The organism is Pantoea sp. BR_17 (assembly GCF_041955125.1).
In the GTDB taxonomy this organism is placed as follows: domain Bacteria; phylum Pseudomonadota; class Gammaproteobacteria; order Enterobacterales; family Enterobacteriaceae; genus Pantoea; species Pantoea stewartii.
This window is the reverse complement of the sequence record NZ_JAVAXT010000016.1, coordinates 49,449-67,605: the sequence shown is the minus strand read 5'-3', so window position 1 is coordinate 67,605 and position 18,157 is coordinate 49,449. Positions and strand designations below refer to the sequence as shown.

The following is an 18,157-nucleotide window of genomic DNA, read 5'->3' as shown; positions in this document are numbered from 1 at the left end:
CACTCATCTCACATCATGATTGGGTACGCAGCACCTGCTCATAGAGGGAGGTAAGGGAATGCGCCAGGTGCTGTGGGCTGTATGGCTCAACCCTGCGCCGCGCCGCTTCTCCCATTCGCGCGTCGACGGTCAGACTCGACAGGGCGTTTATCGCCTGGTTCAGGCCTTTAATATCCAGCGCATCGCGAACAAATCCTTCCTGGCCTTCGCGAATAAACTCAGCGCCGCCACAGCCGGTGCTGGTAATGACCGGTAAACCACAGGCCATCGCCTCCAGTACGACGTTGGGGAAGGGATCATATAAGGTCGGCAGCAGCAAACCATCGGCAGCATGATAGAAAGGCTGTACGTCCTGCTGCACGCCGACAAAACGCAAGCGGTCAAGGCAGTTCAGTTGATTAGCCAACTGCTGATAACGTTTTACCTGTTTGTCCTGGCCTACCACAATCAGATAACGATGACTGTTGGCCAGCGCTTCAATGGCCGCTTTCAGGCCTTTGCGTTCAAAACCCGATCCCACGTAAATCAGCACTGTCGCGTTGGTGGGCAGATTCAGTTGGGTCCGCATGGCATGGCGCGTGGCCTCGGTCGCAGGCTGAAAGCGCGTGGCATCAATCGCATTGTAGATAACGTGTATTTTGTCTGCCTGCAGCGTAAAACAGCGCAAAATGTCTTGTTTTACCATCTCAGAATTGCAGATCACCGCTTTCAGTGAGGGAGACTGGAACATGTCCGCTTCCGCCCGCAAAACGTAACGATGGTAAGGACTCAGGCTGGCACTCAGGCGCTGTAGTGGTGATACAATGCGGGCACGTTGCTCAAGCCAGACACGGTGAACGCCATCGCCGGCCCGAAAAATATCACAGCCTGCGATGCGCTCATGGCTTTGTACGATATCAAACTTCTCCCGCTCCCAGCAGGCCCGCGCAGCCTGTGCAAATCCTCGCTCGCGTGAAACCCGCCCCAGTTTGCCTGGATTACAGATGTGCAGATGCCAGTCTGGGTTGGGTTTGCCCTGCCAGCTGCGGGTAATGATATTGAGATCCAGTTGCTCACTTCCCAGCGCTTCCAGCGCGCGTGAGATAAACCGTTCTGCGCCGCCATCAGGACGATATTTTTGCCGGACAATGGCCAGACGTAACTTACGCATTCAGATAGCTCCTTGCGGCATTCACGACATCCTCAACCGGGATGGCCGATAAATAACGCTGATCGGTCCGGGTATCAATAGAATCCGGATGGGGCAGAGATCCATAGTCGCCCGCCCAGATCACCCGATTGTTATCTCCCCACGGACGCCAGTGCTGCAGCTTGGTCGGTCCGAAAAGGGCGATGCAGGGTGTATCCAGCGCCGCCGCCATATGCATGGGCGCGGAGTCGACACCGATAAAGAGTTGCGCGCCCGCGATAAGCGCCGCCAACTGAGGTAAAGAGAGTTGACCCGCAAACGAGATAACGTGAGGGGAATGGCATTGTGCCAGAATACGTTCGACCATCTCCCGTTCATTTGCATCGGGGCCTGCCGTCAGTATCACTTTGCGATCGGCTTGGGCTAACTGATCGATGGTGGCCGCGACCTTGTCCTCTTCCCAACATTTAAACTGCCAGCGTGAAGTGGGCTGTAAAACAATATAGCCCACGGCAACCTGCTGCTGACGGAGCTTGTCCTGCACTTTTTGCGCATCGTCGGGGCTGAAATGCATTGAGGCACCGATGCCTTCCGCTGGAATAGTCAATGGAGAAAGTGCGGACAGATTTTGTTCCACTGTGTGTAATTGCTCATGATTTTCAGTGGTAACCAAATGCGTGTGGCACCAGCGCCAGATGGCCTTGTCACGTTTTGTGAAGGCAAAGCCAATACGTACTGGTGCACCAGATAAACCGGTGATAATGGCGCTGCGCCACTGATCGGCAAGGTTAATGACCAGGTCATACTGACAGTTGCGGACGGCAGCGACCAGCGCCATTTCATGGCGGAATTTTTGCCAGCCACCTTCCTTTTTCCAGCCGCGGTCAATGACATGCAGATGGCGGATGGCAGGATGTGCTTCCAGCATAGGACGGGTTTCTTTATAGAGCAGAACATCAATCACGGCCTGTGGGTAATGCCGATGCAAAGCATTGATGACAGGCGTGGTCAGCAGCATGTCGCCATGATGACGCAGTTTGATTATCAGTATTTTTTTCGGTGCAAACTGGACTGGAATCGGGCTTGTCATACTCAAATGCTCTCAAAATTCAGTGAGCTGATTGTAGGGCAAACCCTTTAGGGGTTAAAGCAAGTGACGGCGCTTATTTCCTGCGCCAGTAATAAATCCGTCCCAGCCACAGCAGCAGGTGATACCACTGCTTAATACCACGTGCATTGCGCAACATACGTTTGTGCGTCCCGGTCGCGAACACATCTGCAATCATCGCCTGACGCGCAGCCTCATCGGGCTCACGTCGAATACTGTGACAAACGCTCAGGGCTTCGTGCGTTACCTGATAATGGAACGTCGGGTATATTTTAACTTTATCGCGGTAGCGCGCATTAATCTCTTCCAGCATTCTGGCAATTTTCAGGTAATGGCGCTGATATTCGACATTGGCCTGTCCGGTGCGCTTGCGGTTACTGATTGAAGCGTCATGCGTATGATAACGGTACAGTTGTCTGTCGGTGTAGCGCACGCGCTGCACATTGAGCATAAGTTCTGTCGTCCACGGAATGTCCTGATGGTGTAGTCCGGGTTCGAACGCCAGTTTTGTTTTTTCAATCAGTTCACGGCGATAAATGCCCAGCCAGACAACATGCTTATAGCGATGTGTTTTCAGCGCCTTGTTAAGCCACTCTGGGCCGCTGAGAACTGTCGTGCCAGAAAGGCGCTCCTGCGGTATTAGCGGTTGAATCGCATTGTCGGCCGGAAAAAACCATTCAGCGTTACATTGCGCTACATCCAGATTATCCGCTTCTGCCATATCTGTCAGCGTCTGGTACATGTCGGGCTTCATGGTGTCATCAGCATCAGGAAAGGTCACGTACTTGCCGCGAGCCACTGCCAGGCCAGCATTGCGCGCACGGGATACGCCACCGTTTGGTTGGTGAATGACCCGAATGTGAGGATAGCGTTGCGCGTAGTTGTCAGCCTGTTTACCGGAGTCATCGGTGGAACCATCATCAACGATGATGATTTCAAGTGATGTGAGCGTCTGCGCCAGTAAAGACTGGATAAAGCTTTCAAAACCGGCACCAGCATTAAACATCGGCGTGATAATGGACAATAAAGGCGAATTCTGTATCACGGCATTATGCATTTTAGTGAAATCTAGGCGGAACTTTGCCCGCATTATTACGAAAGCATTCAGAACTTTTTGTGCATTTAGGGTCAAATAAACGAGTAGCAGAAATTATTTTTTATGCAACTTTTGCGTGCGGGTGATCAAAAGCCCGGCTATGACTGTTTTAACCTGGGCACAGTATGAAAAATATTCTCGTCATCAGGCGCGATAACATCGGGGATATGGTGTGTACCACCCCGCTGCTGGAAGGTATTAAAAAGGTTTTTCCCGAGGCAAAACTGACATTATTGGTTAACAAAGTCGCGCAGGATGTGGTGCTGAATAATCCCCACATTGATTCGCTACATGTCTATAAAAAAGCCAAACACCGTAGTAAAAACGAGAGCGCAATGGGTGTCTACTGGCATCGTTTGAAAATTTTCTGGATGTTGCGTCAGACTCGTTTTGATGCGGTAGTGCTGGCCAATCCGGTGCCCTGCAGGTACAGCCTGCGTCTCGCACGTTTAGCGGGAGCAACAAATATCATTGGCGCGGGCCAGCCTAATCAAGGGTTTACCCGAAGTTTCAGTAGCGCAGATTTTTCTGGAAATCATCAGGTTGAACACACCTACTCTTACCTCTCATCGTTAACCGCTCATTTACCCGACGTTCCCCCCGTAAGAGTTTATCTGACAAAGTCAGAGCGGGAGGAGGCAGAATCGCGTGTACATGCGTTGTTTCCCGTTGAGGGCCAGACTTATGGCGTGCATATCAGCAGTCGCTGTGCAAAGCGCCGCTGGGCAATAGATAATTATGCTGCGTTTATCCATCACCTCTTAAAGGATGAAAAGGCTCGCGTATTACTGTTTTGGTCACCTCAGGGTGCGCTGGGGCCTGAGGATATGGGAGATAACGCGCGTGCTGAAAAGCTCCTACAGTTAGTTAATTCTTCACGAATAGCAGCCTATCCTACAGGGTCAGTGCGTGATCTGATGGCGGGTTTTCATTGCTGTGATCAGATTTTGTGTAGTGACGGCGGTCAAATGCATATCGCAGCGGGTTTGCACAAAAAACAGGTCGTGTTTTTTGGTGATACGGATGCCCTTGGCTGGCATCCGTGGTCAGGTGAATACAAAATTTTGCAGTCACCTTCTGGTGAAAGCAATGATTTCACCCCGGAATACGTTATCCACGCCTGGCGAGAACTCGAGGGGATCTCGCAAAAAGGAGAATACAGGCAGTCAACCTTCTGTGAGTCGCCTGTTTTTTTTCAGACGTCCTGAATAAGACATAGCCCCTCTCGAACATGCCGTTCCTGTCATCTGTTAAGGCGATGACAGAACGGCTAACGAGCAAAAAAATTAAGTAACGGCGAGCGCGAGGGTTCAGGTCTCCGCTAACTGCAGATATTGGTGACAAATCGTGGAAAGACTATAGATGCTTAAGTCCACCTGGTTCAAATCGGGCGGATTAGCGTAGATGTCACGCATTTTTTCAGCCAGCGAGGCGGCATTCATTTCAGAAAGACCGCGTGCTAAATCGCCGGTTAAAATACTTGCAGGTCCACCGGGGCATCGCGTGCTGACCACCGGCGTTCCACAGCTCATGGCTTCAATCAGCACATTGCCAAATCCTTCACTGTCCGAACTCAAAATCAGCATTCGCGCATGCCGTAGCCAGGGATAAGGATTCGACTGAAAGCCTGCAAATTGTACGCGGTCTGAAATACTCAATTGTTGAGCCAGACGATATAACTTTTCTTTTGCCCCTTCGTTGCCTTGACCCAGTAGAACTAAAGGTGCGTGAATCCCACTTTGCGCATAAGCATCCAGCAAACGGTCGTGGCGTTTAGTTTCATGAAAGCGCCCGATATGTAGAAGAAATTCAGTGCCTGCAAGTGGGCACGGTTCTGATGCGCGTTGTCTGATTTCATCAAAATCAAAAGGATTGAAAATCACACCGGTCCGGGAAGGTTTCACGCCAACGCGTGTAATTAGATCATCAAGCGCATACTGAGAAACGGCTATCACCTGGCGATTACGATAGACGTGACGGATTTTCTGACGTTTAAGCCACAACGAAAAGCCGGATTTGCGCGCCAGATAAGAGGCTGAAAAGACGCCGTGGATGCAGTACCAGGTCTTAAGGGCGTTAAGTGCACGCGAAGCGCTTACAATGCGGTCAGTTTTATGAAGATGTGAGAGCACTAAATCAAATTTGCCCTCCCGGGCCTCGCTGAGTCGGACGGCATTGTCCAGCAGAGTGGCACGGCGAGCTGTTTCTGTGAGCTTCCGCCAGGGGCGACGACATGTGTCGCGAATAACCTGATAATCAAGCCCTGCCGGAAGGGCATAATCGCAAACGTCCCGCAGTGAAAAAAGCGATACGCGATGTCCTTCATTGATCATACCCTGAGCCAGCGTCAGCACCACTTTTTCAGCGCCGCCGCCGGGTAACCCATCAATTATCATCAAAATACGCTTGGACAACTTACCACCTCATCAACGCCGACAATTTATGCATGATCTCAACGCTGACATTTCCCGTCATAAAAGGGATACCAAAAAACGGAACGGACCGTTCTGAGGTATCTCACTGAATATCAAGAAAACATCGCCATACTTCTACCGTATTTTTACGATGAAGACATCCTGATTAAACGCATTATTCTAGGATATCACTTAGCGGATGACCACGGATAAAGATCGCGCTGTGGACAATTATAGTTTTGCTTGCGTCGGTTGCCCTGCGTAACATAGCAGGATGATCTCTACCGCTTGTTGGATAAGTTATGGACAAACCCGCGTTTTTAATCACCCTGGATACTGAAGGCGATAATATCTGGCGCAATCGCAGTGGCAATGTCACTACGCACAATGTTCGGTTTTTGCCACGTTTTCAGTCTCTGTGCGAAAAATACGCGTTCAAACCTACCTGGCTTACCAACTATGAAATGGTTAGCGATCCGGCTTATGTTGAATTCGGGCGTGACCTTCTTTCACGGGGGCAGGGTGAAATCGGTATGCATCTGCACGCCTGGTATAGCCCTCCTGATTATGCGCTGACTGAAGATGACTGGCGTTATAAACCTTACCTGATTGAATATCCTGAAAACATCCTGCGGGATAAAGTCGCCCGTATGACGGATTTGCTTGAGACCGCTTTTGAGACAAAAATGCGCAGTCATCGGGCCGGTCGCTGGGCCTTTAATGAAATATACGCACGCGCACTAATTGAGCATGGTTATCTGGTGGACTGCTCCGTCACACCACGTGTTGACTGGCGCAATTCGTTGGGGGCACCTCAGGGAACGGGCGGTACCGATTACAGTGGTTTCCCTGACCAGGCTTATTATGTCGATATCAACGACATTTCGAAACCTGGCGACTCGACCTTATTAGAATTACCGATGAGCATTCAGTACCGGCATGGCGCATTGAAAAATACGCTAAAAAAAGCCTGGGATAATGTTCGGGGTAAATCAAGAGGAGCAAGGGTAAACTGGTTGAGGCCCGTGGGTGGAAATCTGGCACAAATGAAACAGGTGGTTGAACAAACCCTGGCGCAGGGCAATGATTATGTTGAGTTCATGCTGCATTCGTCTGAATTTATGCCAGACGGGAGCCCGACCTTCAAAAACCACGCTGATATAGACCGTCTGTATGATGATTTGGAACAGCTGTTTAGCTGGCTTCAGGTACGCACTCAGGGCATGACGCTGACTGAATACGCCCTAAAGAAAAAACATTCCCCGGTGTCATGACCGGGGGAACGTTAAAGGCCCGCTATTGGCTTTTGTAGCGAAGCCATGAAAAAAACGTGTCGACTTCCGGGTAGCGCATTTGCATGTATTTTTTTGTTTTGCAACTGCCCTTGCAAATACGTGCCGCAGACTTGATTGCGTGTTTAGTCTGATTGTCATAATGATAAAAGCCATAAACTTTTTTCGACATGCTTTTGACTTCATTAAAGCAATTAACAATCATGCCCGCCGCAAGATCGCGCAGTTCATTATTTGACTGCGCCATCGTGCACATTTTGTTCATCGCGAACAGCATATCCTGAATATCACTCTTGCGTACATTCCGCGTAATACTGTGGTTGTTATCACGGTAGTAATAGAGAGTGTTCTCAAGATGAGCGATTTTTTGTGTTTTCAGGTATTGAAAGGGAGTGAACATCACGTCCTCGTAACGTCTCCCTACTTCAAAGCGCTCACCTTCCAGCAAAGTGCGTCTGTAAATGCGATTCCACAGGTGCCACATGGATCGGGTAAAGAGTGAATTCAGGCAATTCAACCCCTGACCTGAAAAATCGTACGCGATGCGTTGGGGCAGTTCGTCATCTGTGGCTTCCGGAATACTGTGCTCAAATCGGGCATAATTAAAATCAATCAGGTCATCCACATCGGCTAACAATAGCGGCCGGATAATTGAGAGATAGTTCCTGCTGAGCAAATCATCAGCATCCAGAAAGGTAATGAATTTTCCTTTGGCTTCCTGAAGGCCTGCATTGCGGGCCGCAGAAACGCCCTGATTAGTTTGCTGGATAAATTCAACTGAACAGGGTGGATTTGTGCTCAGCAATTCTTTAACACGCAGCGCAGAGTCATCTGTCGAACCATCATCGATAATGATGACCTGGATATCCTCACCTGCCTGAATGAACAGCGACGCCAGGCAAGAATGAATATATTGTTGACTATTATATAGAGGGATGATGATGCTTAATAGCCAGTCCCGGTGTTGACTCATTCCGTTTCCTGTAATCCATCGGATGTTTTTATGAGTAAGATACTCATGATGACAGCCAGGCAATAGATCAATGTGCCTTCAGTACTGAAAAAGATGACGTCGCTCAGACCATAGGTTATGAGCGAAATGGTCACGGCCAACAACGCTGGATTACGATAAGGCAGCAGAGCATTATATAATAAACAGAAATACAGGCCAATCAGCGCCAGCACGCCCAGAATGCCTTTAATCGAAAAGGTTTCCATTACTTCGTTATGCATGTGAACCGTGAGATAAGTAAGCGCGCCATAAAGTGCGGGTTCTTTTGCCACAATGGCTTTTGCTTCCTCCGCTCTTTGCTCAGCGGACTCTCCCCAAATGGCTTCTGAGCCTGTCCGAAATGCCACGGTTTGCATACTTAAGCGCGAAATAATCGAGTTTTCACCTTTTTGCTCATGCTTATGCGCAATATCTTCATTAAATTGTTGAATGCGCAAAGCAATAACGTTATGGAAGATGGCTGCACTTAGCGCAATCATCACAGGGACCAGCGTGAACAGAATGATTTTATGTCGGCGGCTGATGATGTGAGTACTCATCAGCACAATGATCAAGGTCAGGACTGGATAAGCAAGCATCGCGGCCCGCGTTCCGGTCAGCACTATCGAAGCATAGCTAAAGGTAAAGGCAGCAAGGAAAAGCAGGACTCTGTGTCTTGATTTTAAGAGTAAGACCGCTTTAATGAAAACCAGGTTAACCGCCGTAATAATATAGGCGGCAACCGTCGCCCTGTCGAAATTCAGCTCTACACGATGGATATGCATGTCAATGCCCTGGTAAATCGCATAGCCGTTCACAACCAGCCCACAAAGAATGGCAGCAATGATTGTATTTTTTTGCAGGGCTGCTTTTTCATTGAGCGTCACAAGTAAAATAAATGCGGCAGCAATCTGTAGTCGCCCTGTCGACTGGTACTGTCGATAAAGACTAATAAAATCACCGGGCTGTTTATACATTACTGTCCAGATTATGCTGATAATCCCAACAGCAAAAAATGCCCCAGGTAATATTAGGTTGTGTTTGTTAACGAGATAAGTTTTTAGATTGAAAACGACCAATAAAAAAGAGAGATAACTCGTCAGATAAAACGCATTTCTGCCAAGAGAACCACCGAACGGCGAAGTAATAAAGGAAAAGATACACCCTATAAAAATAAGTATTTTTATAGTGCGAGATAAGGCCTCTTTTTTAATAATTAAATGGTCAGTTTTCATTTTTTTCTTATAACGTCCATTAAAGCATCGTTAAATTCTGTCTTAAACAGCGCATAATCAAAATGTTCTGCTGTCCAGTTTTTTGCTGTGTCACTGTATTGCTGATAGGTTTCATGCTGAGATAAAACGTCAACGGCATCGGCGCAATCAATATGAGAAACCAGTTTGGCGTCTTGCATTACATCCCGCACAGGATCGTAAATCTTATAAGGGAAATCCACATGAATTCCTGTTAATTTTTCATGTTCATCAATCGTTACTGAAGGAATCAACCCCAGGCCACATTGTTGATGCCTGACCACTTCAGGTTGTCCATCGATCATCGGGAATATCACGGGGACGCCGAAATAGAGTGCTTCCATACAGGAAAGACCAAAGGGTTCAGTGACAGGTGTGCTGAGATAAATATCAATACGATTGAAAAATGCACCAATGTCATGCTGAAAACCGCTGAAAGTAACGAATTCGCTGATATCTAAACGTTTAGCGAGTGCAACAAAAGCATCATGATCGGGCCCTTTTCCCGCAATTTCCAGTACGACATTCCGGCCGCGCTGGCGTAATTCCTTTAAAGCTAACAGCGCGACGCTAATACCCTTCAGGCTAACCTGACGAGCAGCAGTGCCGAGACGGATCGGGTTATTTAGCGTCCGGATGCCAGAATGGATTCCCTGAGGCACCATGATGCGGTTAATCACTACGTGATGGGGACAGGGCAGATTAAAACGAAGCTGCATCACGCGATTAGAGGCATAAGAAGCAGAAATGACACCATCCAGCATGGCCATAAAGCCCAGCGTTTTTTTATTTTTGGGATATCGCCATGAGCAGCCATGATCGTAATAAACCAGACTTGCCCGCTCAGGTTTTGCGCTTAATCCCGGAATCAAATCCCAGACGACGATTACATCGGCATCGCTCGACTCTACGCGCTTTTGTAGCAAATATTTCCGAAGAAATTGTGGGACTTTTATTTTCAGGTTATTTAACCATCGATTGGCGAAGATGATTTTTTGTTGAGGGATGTGACGGCGAATGTCATCATCGATCTCGTTACTGATGCAAATAACATCGTCACGCCCGTCAGAAAAATCGTTGATGTACTGTAGGAAAAGACGCTCAACGCCACCCATTTTGCCGAGATTAATGATATGAAGTTTCTTCATGCGGTAATCTCAAAAACCATATCTGCCACGTCCTTAGCGCTAATATCTGCCAATTTGCTGCCCTCTGCAGGACGCAAAACATGCTGATTTTGTCCGTAACCACCAATCAAGCCGGGATCGGTCGGACCGTATAACGTAATATTGGGTCTGTCCAGTGCTGCTGCCATATGGCTCAAACCTGTGTCTACTGAGACAACAGCTTTCGCACCTGCCAGCTGCTGAGCAACCGCTTCAAGAGTGAGCCTGGGCAATACCTCTACATGCTCAAAACCCTCAGCCAGCCGGATCGCACGCTGATGCTCATGCTCAGCGCCCCAGGGCAGTTTTACGCGCAAACCTGTCGGCTGGAGCCGTTCAATTAACTCGCGCCAGTGGGATTCCGGCCAGTGCTTGTTATCACGGGTCGTGGCATGCAGGAAGACCAGATAAGCGTTTTCACCCTGTAATGCCACATTGCGGAAATGGCCAGCAATAGCATAGTCTCCCTGCGTTTGCGGCTTCTCATAACCCAGGCTTTTCGCGAACAGTTCCCGGGTCCTCTCTACTGCGTGTTGCTGCTTACTGACCTCGTGCTTTTTGTCGTACCACCAACTGGCAAAGGGTTCACGCGCACTGCGGCTGTCCAGACCGTGCTTGACACCTTTAGCCAGACGCGTCACGAGTGCGGCACTCTTAATCAGCCCCTGAGCATCAATCACCACATCATAGTGGCGAGACTGTAAATCGCGTTTAAATCGAACACGTTCTTCACGCTGCTCGCTGCCGAACCAGTGCTTACGCCAGCGACGGATTGCAACGGGCAGAACCTTATCAACGGCGGGATGCCATGCAGGAATCTGGGCAAAATTTTCTTCTACCACCCAATCAAAACGAATACCGGGAAGGGCATGCATAGCATCAGTCAGGGCAGGTAACGTATGGAGCACATCCCCCATTGACGAGGTTTTAACAATCAGGACGTGCATGAACTCTCCTGGGCTTCACGCAACAAACTGCGTAATCTTTCATGGACTTGTGAAGGCTGGATGTCAATCAGGCTTTGATGGTAGCCCTGCTCAGCATCCCCTTTACGGACGCGATGGTAACCGCTGATTAAACGGATGATACGCGCCTGATCCGACAGCGGCGGGGTGAAGTCCGGGCTACTGGGACCATATAAAGCCACCAGTGGGCGGTTCAACGCGGCGGCAATGTGCATAAGACCAGAGTCATTGCTCACTATCGCCCGGCACTGGGCCAGCAGAGTGACAGCCTGTTCCAGCTGGGTTTGACCTGCCAGATTGCGGCAATGCTCACGACTTTTCTCGGGCAGCGACGCGATGATTTCTTCGCCAGTAGGGCCATCTTTTACTGAACCGAACAGCAGGATCTGAAACCCTTCGCGAATTAACTGTTCTGCCAGTGCGGCGTAGTGAAAATGCGGCCAGCGTTTTGCCGGACCAAATTCGGCGCCGGGGCAAAAGCCAATAGCCGGGCGCTCAGAGGAAAGTTGAAACTGCGCAGCCATTACGCTTTTTTCCGCTTCGCTGACCTGTAACTGCGGTTTCAGCAAGGGTTGTGGCAGTTGACGGGCTGAACGGAAAGGCGTGTCATAGGCCAGCGCAACATAACGCTCTACCATTAAAGGAAACGCGGCCTTATCCAGTACCCGCACATCATTCAACAGACCATAGCGCATTTCTCCGCGCCAGCCGACGCGGCGAGGAATACCCGCAAAAAAGGGCACCAATGCCGATTTGAATGAGTTGGGCAACACGTAAGCGCGATCATAACCCTGATCGCGCAGTGATTTACCCAAACGGCGGCGCTCGCCTATCGCCAGCGCTCCATGGCCGAGTGGCATGGCCAGCGCCTGATTCACTTCAGGCATTCGGGAAAGTAAAGGACGGCACCATTCAGGTGCCATCACATCAATCACCGCATCAGGATGTTCGGCCTTGAGCGTACGATAGAGACTTTGCGACATCATCATATCGCCGACCCACGACGGGCCGATCACCAGAATTTTCATTACCGGTATCCGTTCCTTAGACGTTGCGGTTTAACCAGGCCATATATTCAGACACGCCCTGTGCCACGGTTTTAAAAGGCTTGTCGTAGCCTGCCTCACGCAGTTTCGTCAGATCAGCCTGGGTATAAGCCTGATAACGGCCTTTCAGTTTTTCCGGGAAAGGAATGTATTCAATTTCACCTTTCTGATGGAAATTAAGCACGGCGTCCGCAACTTCCTGGAACGATTCGGCGCGGCCTGTGCCGCAGTTATAAATCCCGGAAATGCCGTTCTCCCAGCACCACAGATTGACTGACACAACATCATCAACATGAATAAAATCGCGTTTAAAGCTGTCGCTGCCCTCGAACAGTTTTGGATTTTCGTCATTACTGATCTGCGTATTCAGATGGAAGGCAACGCTCGCCATACTGCCTTTGTGGCCTTCGCGCGGTCCGTAAACGTTGAAGTAACGGAAACCACAGACTGGTGACGTTGCTTCTGGCAGAATCTGGCGTACATAGTGGTCAAACAGCATTTTTGAGTAGCCGTAAACGTTTAGCGGCTGCTCGTACTGACGCTCTTCGATAAAATTCTCATTGCGTCCACCATAGGTGGCTGCCGAAGAGGCATACAGAAAGGGGATTTCACGCTCAAGGCAAAAGTGCAGCAGGTCTTTTGAGTACTGATAGTTATTATCCATCATGTACTTACCATCCCACTCCGTTGTGGCTGAGCAGGCACCTTCATGGAACACCGCTTCAATCGGACCCAGATCTTCACCCGACATGATGTAGGTTAAGAACTCTTCTTTATCCATGTAATCTGTGATGTCCAGATCGGCAAGATTCACGAACTTGGTGCCATCTTTCAGATTATCTACGACCAGAATATCTGTATGGCCACGATCGTTCAGCGTCTTAACGATATTGCTGCCGATCATACCTGCGCCACCGGTTACGATAATCATATTGCTACCTTTAACGTTTTGTGGTGAAACGGGACGTCTCACGCGTAATGTCACCATCATAACATTTCATCCCGCCACAGACAGCCAGATGACTCCGTAAGGTCAGGACCCAAAATGCCTGTGACGTGAACTGTGCTACATAATTCACATTATTTTGGTCGATTAGGCGTTAAAAGGCGATATGTTCAGTCGTATTTGCCCCTTCCTACCTTTTCAGGAGTGTAATAATGTCAGCGCATTTTTATCAGCATATTCGTCAGCAACTGGCTATCGCCCAGCAAGAAGGGCTGTTCAAAAAAGAACGTATTATCACTTCCGCGCAGCAGGCTGAAATCGACGTTGGGCATCATCACGCTGTCATTAATTTCTGTGCAAATAATTACCTTGGGCTGGCTAACCATCCTGCTTTGATTCAGGCCGCGAAAGAGGGAATGGATTCGCACGGTTTTGGGATGGCATCGGTGCGCTTTATCTGTGGCACGCAGGATAAGCACAAACAACTGGAAAGAAAACTGGCTGATTTTCTGGGTATGGAAGACGCCATACTTTACTCCTCCTGCTTCGATGCGAATGGCGGATTATTTGAAACACTGCTGGGGGCTGAGGATGCCATCATTTCTGACGCACTTAATCACGCGTCGATTATTGATGGTGTGCGTCTGTGTAAAGCACAACGCTACCGTTACGCCAATAATGACATGAACGAGTTACGTGCCCGCCTGCAGGAAGCCAAAGATAACGGCGCAAAGACCATCATGATTGCAACCGATGGCGTCTTCTCTATGGATGGCGTAATTGCCAATCTGAAAGGCATTTGCGATTTGGCAGACGAATACTCTGCCCTGGTCATGGTCGATGATTCCCATGCGGTGGGTTTTGTGGGAAAGGCAGGGCGGGGAACGCATGAGTATTGTGATGTCATGGGGCGGGTAGACATCATCACCGGCACCCTGGGTAAGGCGCTGGGGGGTGCTTCCGGTGGCTATACGGCAGCCAAAACCGAGGTTATAGAATGGCTACGTCAGCGTTCAAGACCTTATCTGTTCTCTAATTCACTGGCACCCGCAATCGTGGCTGCCTCATTGCGCGTTCTGGATCTGTTAAGCGAAGGCGACGGACTGCGTCAGCGCCTCTGGGAAAACGCACGCCTGTTCCGCGAAAAAATGACGGCAGCGGGCTTTACGCTGGCGGGGGCCGATCACGCCATCATTCCGGTCATGCTGGGCGAAGCCAGCGTAGCGCAGGCGTTTGCACATCTGCTTCAGCAGGAGGGGATTTATGTGACCGGATTTTTCTATCCGGTAGTGCCAAAAGGTCAGGCACGTATTCGCACACAAATTTCAGCCGCGCACAGCCAGCAGCAGCTCGATACCGCTGTGGCCGCTTTCACGCGGATTGGTAAGCAACTTGGCGTGATCGCCTGAGGACAGACCATGAAAGCACTTGCGAAACTGAAAAAAGAGCAGGGTATCTGGATGGTTAACGATGCGCCCATGCCGGAGCCTGGCCACAACGATTTGCTGATCAAAATCCGCAAAACCGCGATCTGCGGCACCGATGTACATATTTACAACTGGGACGACTGGTCCCGTAAAACGATCCCCGTGCCCATGATTGTTGGCCATGAATATGTAGGCGAAGTGGTGGCTGTGGGGCAGGAAGTGAAAGGGTTTCAGATTGGCGATCGCGTTTCGGGTGAAGGTCACATTACCTGCGGGCACTGCCGTAACTGCCGGGCAGGGCGGACACATTTATGCCGCAATACGCAAGGTGTAGGTGTCAACCGGCAGGGATGCTTTGCTGAATATCTGGTGATCCCTGCCTTTAATGCCTTCAAAATTCCTGACAATATTTCAGACGAACTGGCGTCGATTTTTGACCCGTTTGGCAACGCAGTTCATACCGCTTTGTCCTTCGATCTGGTGGGAGAAGACGTTCTGATCTCTGGGGCAGGGCCGATTGGAATCATGGCGGCGGCGGTATGTCGTCATGTGGGTGCACGAAATGTCGTCATCACAGACATTAATGATTATCGCCTTGAACTGGCCCGTAAAATGGGCGTGACCTGTGCGGTCAACGTGGCGAAACATGACTTGCGTGAGGTCATGCATACGCTCGACATGCGAGAGGGCTTTGACGTGGGCTTAGAAATGTCGGGCGCACCGCCTGCTTTTCGGACCCTGCTTGACGTCATGAATCACGGCGGTCGTATCGCCTTACTGGGCATTCCGCCCGGTGAAATGGCCATCGACTGGAATCAGGTGATTTTTAAAGGGCTGTTTATTAAGGGCATTTACGGGCGGGAGATGTTTGAAACCTGGTACAAGATGGCCGCACTGATACAGTCAGGTCTGGATCTCACCCCGATCATTACACATCGCTACGATATAGATGACTTTCAGCGAGGTTTTGATGATATGCGGTCGGGGCAATCAGGAAAGGTGATTTTGAGCTGGACGTAATGTTGCCCTTTGTTTTTTTAACGTTGACGCTCAGCATCGGGTTTAAGGCCGATGCTGAGTGTGTCAGAAAAGTGCATTAATACGGCGATACAGCGGGCTCTCAGCGATGCTCTCACCAATCACGCCCAGTGCGCGTGTAGCAGGCACAGGTGACAGTGGTTGCTTCACTTTACATTCGCCTGGCGGCTGGAAGCCTTGCACTGGTTTATTGCGCGGCAGGGTTTTTGCCGGCGAAGCACTGCCGTTACGCAGCGGCTCATTTAATAACTGACCCGGTGTCACCAGCGTAATATCCGCAGGCAAAGTGGGCAGCATTTGTTGCAACACGCGCACAGTGTTCGGGTGCGGGTGACCAATCGCAATCGCATAGCCATCCCGCTCGGCCAGTTTCACTGCCCGACTAAATTGCTGACGGATGGCGTTGATGTCCTGGCTGTCGTCCAGAAAGACCCTGCGCTTTAGCACTCTGACATGCGTGCCCTGGGCGGCGGGTACAGACTGGCTGTTGCCAATCGTCATGCTGTCAAGGAAGTACAGATTGTACTGGTTAAGGGCCTGCATGACTTTTTGCATACCCGGCAGACTGGACGTCATTTTGCTGCCCATATGGTTATTCAGCCCCACCGCATAAGGCACGTTATTTACTGCACTGCGGATGATGCGATCAATCTCGGCGCTGCTCATCTCGGGCGTTAACGTGTTTTTTTCAAGGGGTTGCTTACTGAGAGGGGCCATGGGCAGATGAATCAGGACTTCGTGTCCGCCCTGATGCGCTTTGATTGCCATTTGACGTGCATAGGGCGCATCGGGGAGGACGGCAACCGATATCGCCTGCGGCATCTGCAACACTTTATTCTCTTCTGTAGGCCGGTAGCCGACATCATCAATAACAATGGCGAGCTTACCGGCCTGGGCTGCGAAACTGAGCAGCAATCCACTCAGCAGCGCAACCAGGGTCTTTCGCTGACGTAACACTTATTTTCCTAACCACGGAAGTGGATTAACCGCTTTACCCTGACGCCGGATTTCAAAGTAGAGCGAAGGTGTACCACGGCCACCGCTGGTGCCGACCAGGGCAATAGGCTGACCTGCTTTTACCTGAGCGCCGACGCTGACCAGTGCGCTTTGGTTGTAACCATAGAGGCTCATATCCCCTTTGCCATGTTCAATCACGACGACGAGGCCATAACCCTGTAACCAGTCAGCCATCAACACGCGACCATCGGCAATGGCTTTAACTTCTGTGCCCTCAGGCGCGTTAATGACCAGCCCTTTCCAGCGTAATTCGCCCTGAAGCTCCTCACCGAAGCGATGCTCAATCCGTCCTCTTACTGGCCAGATGTCCTGACCATTTGGCCGCCCAAGCCCGCCTGTGCGCGCCATCAGTTCGCGTTCACTCTGGGTTGGCTGATAGCTGGAGCCTTTCGCTTTTGCCTGCACCTGACGCTGGCGGACTTTTTCAGCCTCACGCGCTTCCCGTGCGGCGCGTTCACGCGCTTCTCGCTCGGCACGGGCAATTTTGTCTTGCAGGCGGCTTTCGTTCTGCCGCATCTCGACCAAATCAGCCTGATCTTTCTGCAGCGCACTTTCCAGAGAGGTTAGCGTTTTTTTGCGGGCGGCACTGGCTTGCTGAAGTTTGTCTTGCTGTGCTTGCTGCTGAGTTAACAACGATTTTTGCTGCTGCTGTTTTTGTTCCAGCGATGCGCGCTGTTGAGCCAGTTCCTTGCGGGTAGTTTGCAGGGCGGTGATATTTTCCTGACGTGCCGTGTTCAGGTAACCAAAGTAGGCCAGGATGCGCTCGCTGCGCTGACTTTCTTCACCACCTAACAGCAGTTGCAGGCCCTTGTGCTGGCCCTGACGAAAAGCGGCATCCAGTTGCTCTGCCAGCAGTTTTTCCTGCTGAGCCTGTTGTTTCTCAAGGTGGGCAACGGAGGCGGTGACCTGCGCGATGTCATTGTTTAAGGCGGACAGACTATTGCGCGTTTCACGCAACTGCCGGCTGGCCTGCGCAATGATTTTTTCCTGACTTTGCAGCTGATTAAGCAACTGGCTGCGCTGGGCTTTTTGCGCCTTAACGCTTTTTTCTTTTTCAGCAATTTCCTGCTGAATGGATTTCAGTTGCGCTTTGTTATCATCAGCGGCCAGCCCGGGTAAGGGCAATGACAACAGGCCCGCATAAAGCAGGCTAAAAGACAGAACGGACAAGCGTGTAAACAGCGGCACGGTAACGCCGTTGTGACGGGTCCATGTTGGCAGAGCAGGTGTCTTTCCCTTCATAGGTCGATGATTATTCCACGATGAACA

16 protein-coding genes are annotated in these 18,157 nt (G+C 50.3%); 4 read left to right on the top strand and 12 right to left on the bottom strand.

All coding sequences use genetic code 11. The features are described 5' to 3' along the window. Positions 1–13: 13 nt before the first annotated feature. From RAC60_RS20460 to RAC60_RS20450, 3 genes are all read right to left on the bottom strand, one after another. Positions 14–1,150, bottom strand: coding sequence for a glycosyltransferase family 4 protein (locus tag RAC60_RS20460; protein ID WP_058701566.1), 1,137 nt, complete (start codon positions 1,148–1,150; stop codon positions 14–16). Next, positions 1,143–2,219 carry a putative lipopolysaccharide heptosyltransferase III gene (gene rfaQ, locus RAC60_RS20455; RefSeq protein WP_375094227.1) on the bottom strand — a complete coding sequence of 359 codons (1,077 nt, stop codon included), beginning with the start codon at positions 2,217–2,219 and terminating at the stop codon, positions 1,143–1,145. Before rfaQ ends, RAC60_RS20460 begins: the two co-directional genes overlap by 8 nt. 73 nt (positions 2,220–2,292) lie before the next feature. Further along, positions 2,293–3,294, bottom strand: coding sequence for a glycosyltransferase (locus tag RAC60_RS20450; RefSeq protein ID WP_375094226.1), 1,002 nt, complete (start codon positions 3,292–3,294; stop codon positions 2,293–2,295). A gap of 164 nt (positions 3,295–3,458) precedes the next feature. On the opposite strand from RAC60_RS20450, the gene RAC60_RS20445 reads away from it, so the two are divergent. Then, entirely contained in the window at positions 3,459–4,541 is a 1,083-nt protein-coding gene (locus RAC60_RS20445) for a glycosyltransferase family 9 protein (protein ID WP_054632869.1), read from the top strand. A gap of 102 nt (positions 4,542–4,643) precedes the next feature. Here the strand turns inward: RAC60_RS20445 and RAC60_RS20440 are convergent, their stop codons facing one another. Next, complete coding sequence (locus RAC60_RS20440; RefSeq protein WP_033738067.1) at positions 4,644–5,729, bottom strand: glycosyltransferase; 1,086 nt, start codon at positions 5,727–5,729, stop codon at positions 4,644–4,646. Positions 5,730–6,049: 320 nt separating this feature from the next. On the opposite strand from RAC60_RS20440, the gene RAC60_RS20435 reads away from it, so the two are divergent. Then, a complete protein-coding gene (locus tag RAC60_RS20435) occupies positions 6,050–7,021 on the top strand; it encodes a polysaccharide deacetylase family protein (protein ID WP_054632871.1) in 972 nt (323 codons plus the stop codon). A gap of 22 nt (positions 7,022–7,043) precedes the next feature. Here RAC60_RS20435 and RAC60_RS20430 read toward each other — a convergent pair whose 3' ends face one another. Genes RAC60_RS20430 through rfaD form a run of 6 tightly spaced genes read right to left on the bottom strand, consistent with a single transcriptional unit; the run spans position 7,044 to position 13,391 of the window. Next, positions 7,044–8,012, bottom strand: coding sequence for a glycosyltransferase (locus RAC60_RS20430; RefSeq protein WP_110268851.1), 969 nt, complete (start codon positions 8,010–8,012; stop codon positions 7,044–7,046). Beyond that, positions 8,009–9,265 carry an O-antigen ligase family protein gene (locus RAC60_RS20425; protein ID WP_375094225.1) on the bottom strand — a complete coding sequence of 419 codons (1,257 nt, stop codon included), beginning with the start codon at positions 9,263–9,265 and terminating at the stop codon, positions 8,009–8,011. The genes RAC60_RS20430 and RAC60_RS20425 overlap by 4 nt, the downstream gene beginning before the upstream one ends. Beyond that, on the bottom strand, positions 9,262–10,431 hold the full coding sequence (locus RAC60_RS20420; protein WP_054632874.1) for a glycosyltransferase: 1,170 nt from the start codon (positions 10,429–10,431) through the stop codon (positions 9,262–9,264). Before RAC60_RS20420 ends, RAC60_RS20425 begins: the two co-directional genes overlap by 4 nt. Further along, positions 10,428–11,396, bottom strand: a complete 969-nt coding sequence (rfaC, locus tag RAC60_RS20415) for a lipopolysaccharide heptosyltransferase RfaC (protein ID WP_054632875.1) — start codon at positions 11,394–11,396, stop codon at positions 10,428–10,430. Before rfaC ends, RAC60_RS20420 begins: the two co-directional genes overlap by 4 nt. Beyond that, positions 11,384–12,442, bottom strand: a complete 1,059-nt coding sequence (gene rfaF, locus RAC60_RS20410) for an ADP-heptose--LPS heptosyltransferase RfaF (protein WP_324029429.1) — start codon at positions 12,440–12,442, stop codon at positions 11,384–11,386. The genes rfaC and rfaF overlap by 13 nt, the downstream gene beginning before the upstream one ends. A 16-nt stretch (positions 12,443–12,458) precedes the next feature. After that, positions 12,459–13,391, bottom strand: a complete 933-nt coding sequence (gene rfaD, locus RAC60_RS20405) for an ADP-glyceromanno-heptose 6-epimerase (RefSeq protein WP_033738074.1) — start codon at positions 13,389–13,391, stop codon at positions 12,459–12,461. Between the two features lie 227 nt (positions 13,392–13,618). Between rfaD and RAC60_RS20400 the strand changes: the two genes are divergently transcribed. Both RAC60_RS20400 and tdh read left to right on the top strand, forming a co-directional pair. Continuing rightward, positions 13,619–14,815, top strand: coding sequence for a glycine C-acetyltransferase (locus tag RAC60_RS20400; protein WP_039342497.1), 1,197 nt, complete (start codon positions 13,619–13,621; stop codon positions 14,813–14,815). 9 nt (positions 14,816–14,824) lie between these two features. Further along, positions 14,825–15,853 carry an L-threonine 3-dehydrogenase gene (gene tdh / locus RAC60_RS20395; protein ID WP_033738079.1) on the top strand — a complete coding sequence of 343 codons (1,029 nt, stop codon included), beginning with the start codon at positions 14,825–14,827 and terminating at the stop codon, positions 15,851–15,853. Positions 15,854–15,916: 63 nt separating this feature from the next. Here the strand turns inward: tdh and RAC60_RS20390 are convergent, their stop codons facing one another. Next, positions 15,917–16,828, bottom strand: a complete 912-nt coding sequence (locus RAC60_RS20390; RefSeq protein WP_033738082.1) for a divergent polysaccharide deacetylase family protein — start codon at positions 16,826–16,828, stop codon at positions 15,917–15,919. Continuing rightward, positions 16,829–18,130, bottom strand: a complete 1,302-nt coding sequence (envC, locus tag RAC60_RS20385; RefSeq protein ID WP_033738084.1) for a murein hydrolase activator EnvC — start codon at positions 18,128–18,130, stop codon at positions 16,829–16,831. Positions 18,131–18,157 lie beyond the last annotated feature (27 nt).

What these genes read in the sequence shown, in the direction of transcription:
- RAC60_RS20445 (WP_054632869.1), top strand. Translation starts at nt 3,459, where the DNA reads ATGAAAAATATTCTCGTCATCAGGCGCGATAACATCGGGGATATGGTG.
- RAC60_RS20460 (WP_058701566.1), bottom strand. Translation starts at nt 1,150, where the DNA reads ATGCGTAAGTTACGTCTGGCCATTGTCCGGCAAAAATATCGTCCTGAT.
- RAC60_RS20400 (WP_039342497.1), top strand. Translation starts at nt 13,619, where the DNA reads ATGTCAGCGCATTTTTATCAGCATATTCGTCAGCAACTGGCTATCGCC.
- rfaD (WP_033738074.1), bottom strand. Translation starts at nt 13,391, where the DNA reads ATGATTATCGTAACCGGTGGCGCAGGTATGATCGGCAGCAATATCGTT.
- rfaQ (WP_375094227.1), bottom strand. Translation starts at nt 2,219, where the DNA reads ATGACAAGCCCGATTCCAGTCCAGTTTGCACCGAAAAAAATACTGATA.
- RAC60_RS20440 (WP_033738067.1), bottom strand. Translation starts at nt 5,729, where the DNA reads ATGATAATTGATGGGTTACCCGGCGGCGGCGCTGAAAAAGTGGTGCTG.
- RAC60_RS20420 (WP_054632874.1), bottom strand. Translation starts at nt 10,431, where the DNA reads ATGAAGAAACTTCATATCATTAATCTCGGCAAAATGGGTGGCGTTGAG.
- RAC60_RS20435 (WP_054632871.1), top strand. Translation starts at nt 6,050, where the DNA reads ATGGACAAACCCGCGTTTTTAATCACCCTGGATACTGAAGGCGATAAT.
- tdh (WP_033738079.1), top strand. Translation starts at nt 14,825, where the DNA reads ATGAAAGCACTTGCGAAACTGAAAAAAGAGCAGGGTATCTGGATGGTT.
- envC (WP_033738084.1), bottom strand. Translation starts at nt 18,130, where the DNA reads ATGAAGGGAAAGACACCTGCTCTGCCAACATGGACCCGTCACAACGGC.
- rfaF (WP_324029429.1), bottom strand. Translation starts at nt 12,442, where the DNA reads ATGAAAATTCTGGTGATCGGCCCGTCGTGGGTCGGCGATATGATGATG.
- RAC60_RS20450 (WP_375094226.1), bottom strand. Translation starts at nt 3,294, where the DNA reads ATGCATAATGCCGTGATACAGAATTCGCCTTTATTGTCCATTATCACG.
- RAC60_RS20430 (WP_110268851.1), bottom strand. Translation starts at nt 8,012, where the DNA reads ATGAGTCAACACCGGGACTGGCTATTAAGCATCATCATCCCTCTATAT.
- RAC60_RS20425 (WP_375094225.1), bottom strand. Translation starts at nt 9,265, where the DNA reads ATGAAAACTGACCATTTAATTATTAAAAAAGAGGCCTTATCTCGCACT.
- rfaC (WP_054632875.1), bottom strand. Translation starts at nt 11,396, where the DNA reads ATGCACGTCCTGATTGTTAAAACCTCGTCAATGGGGGATGTGCTCCAT.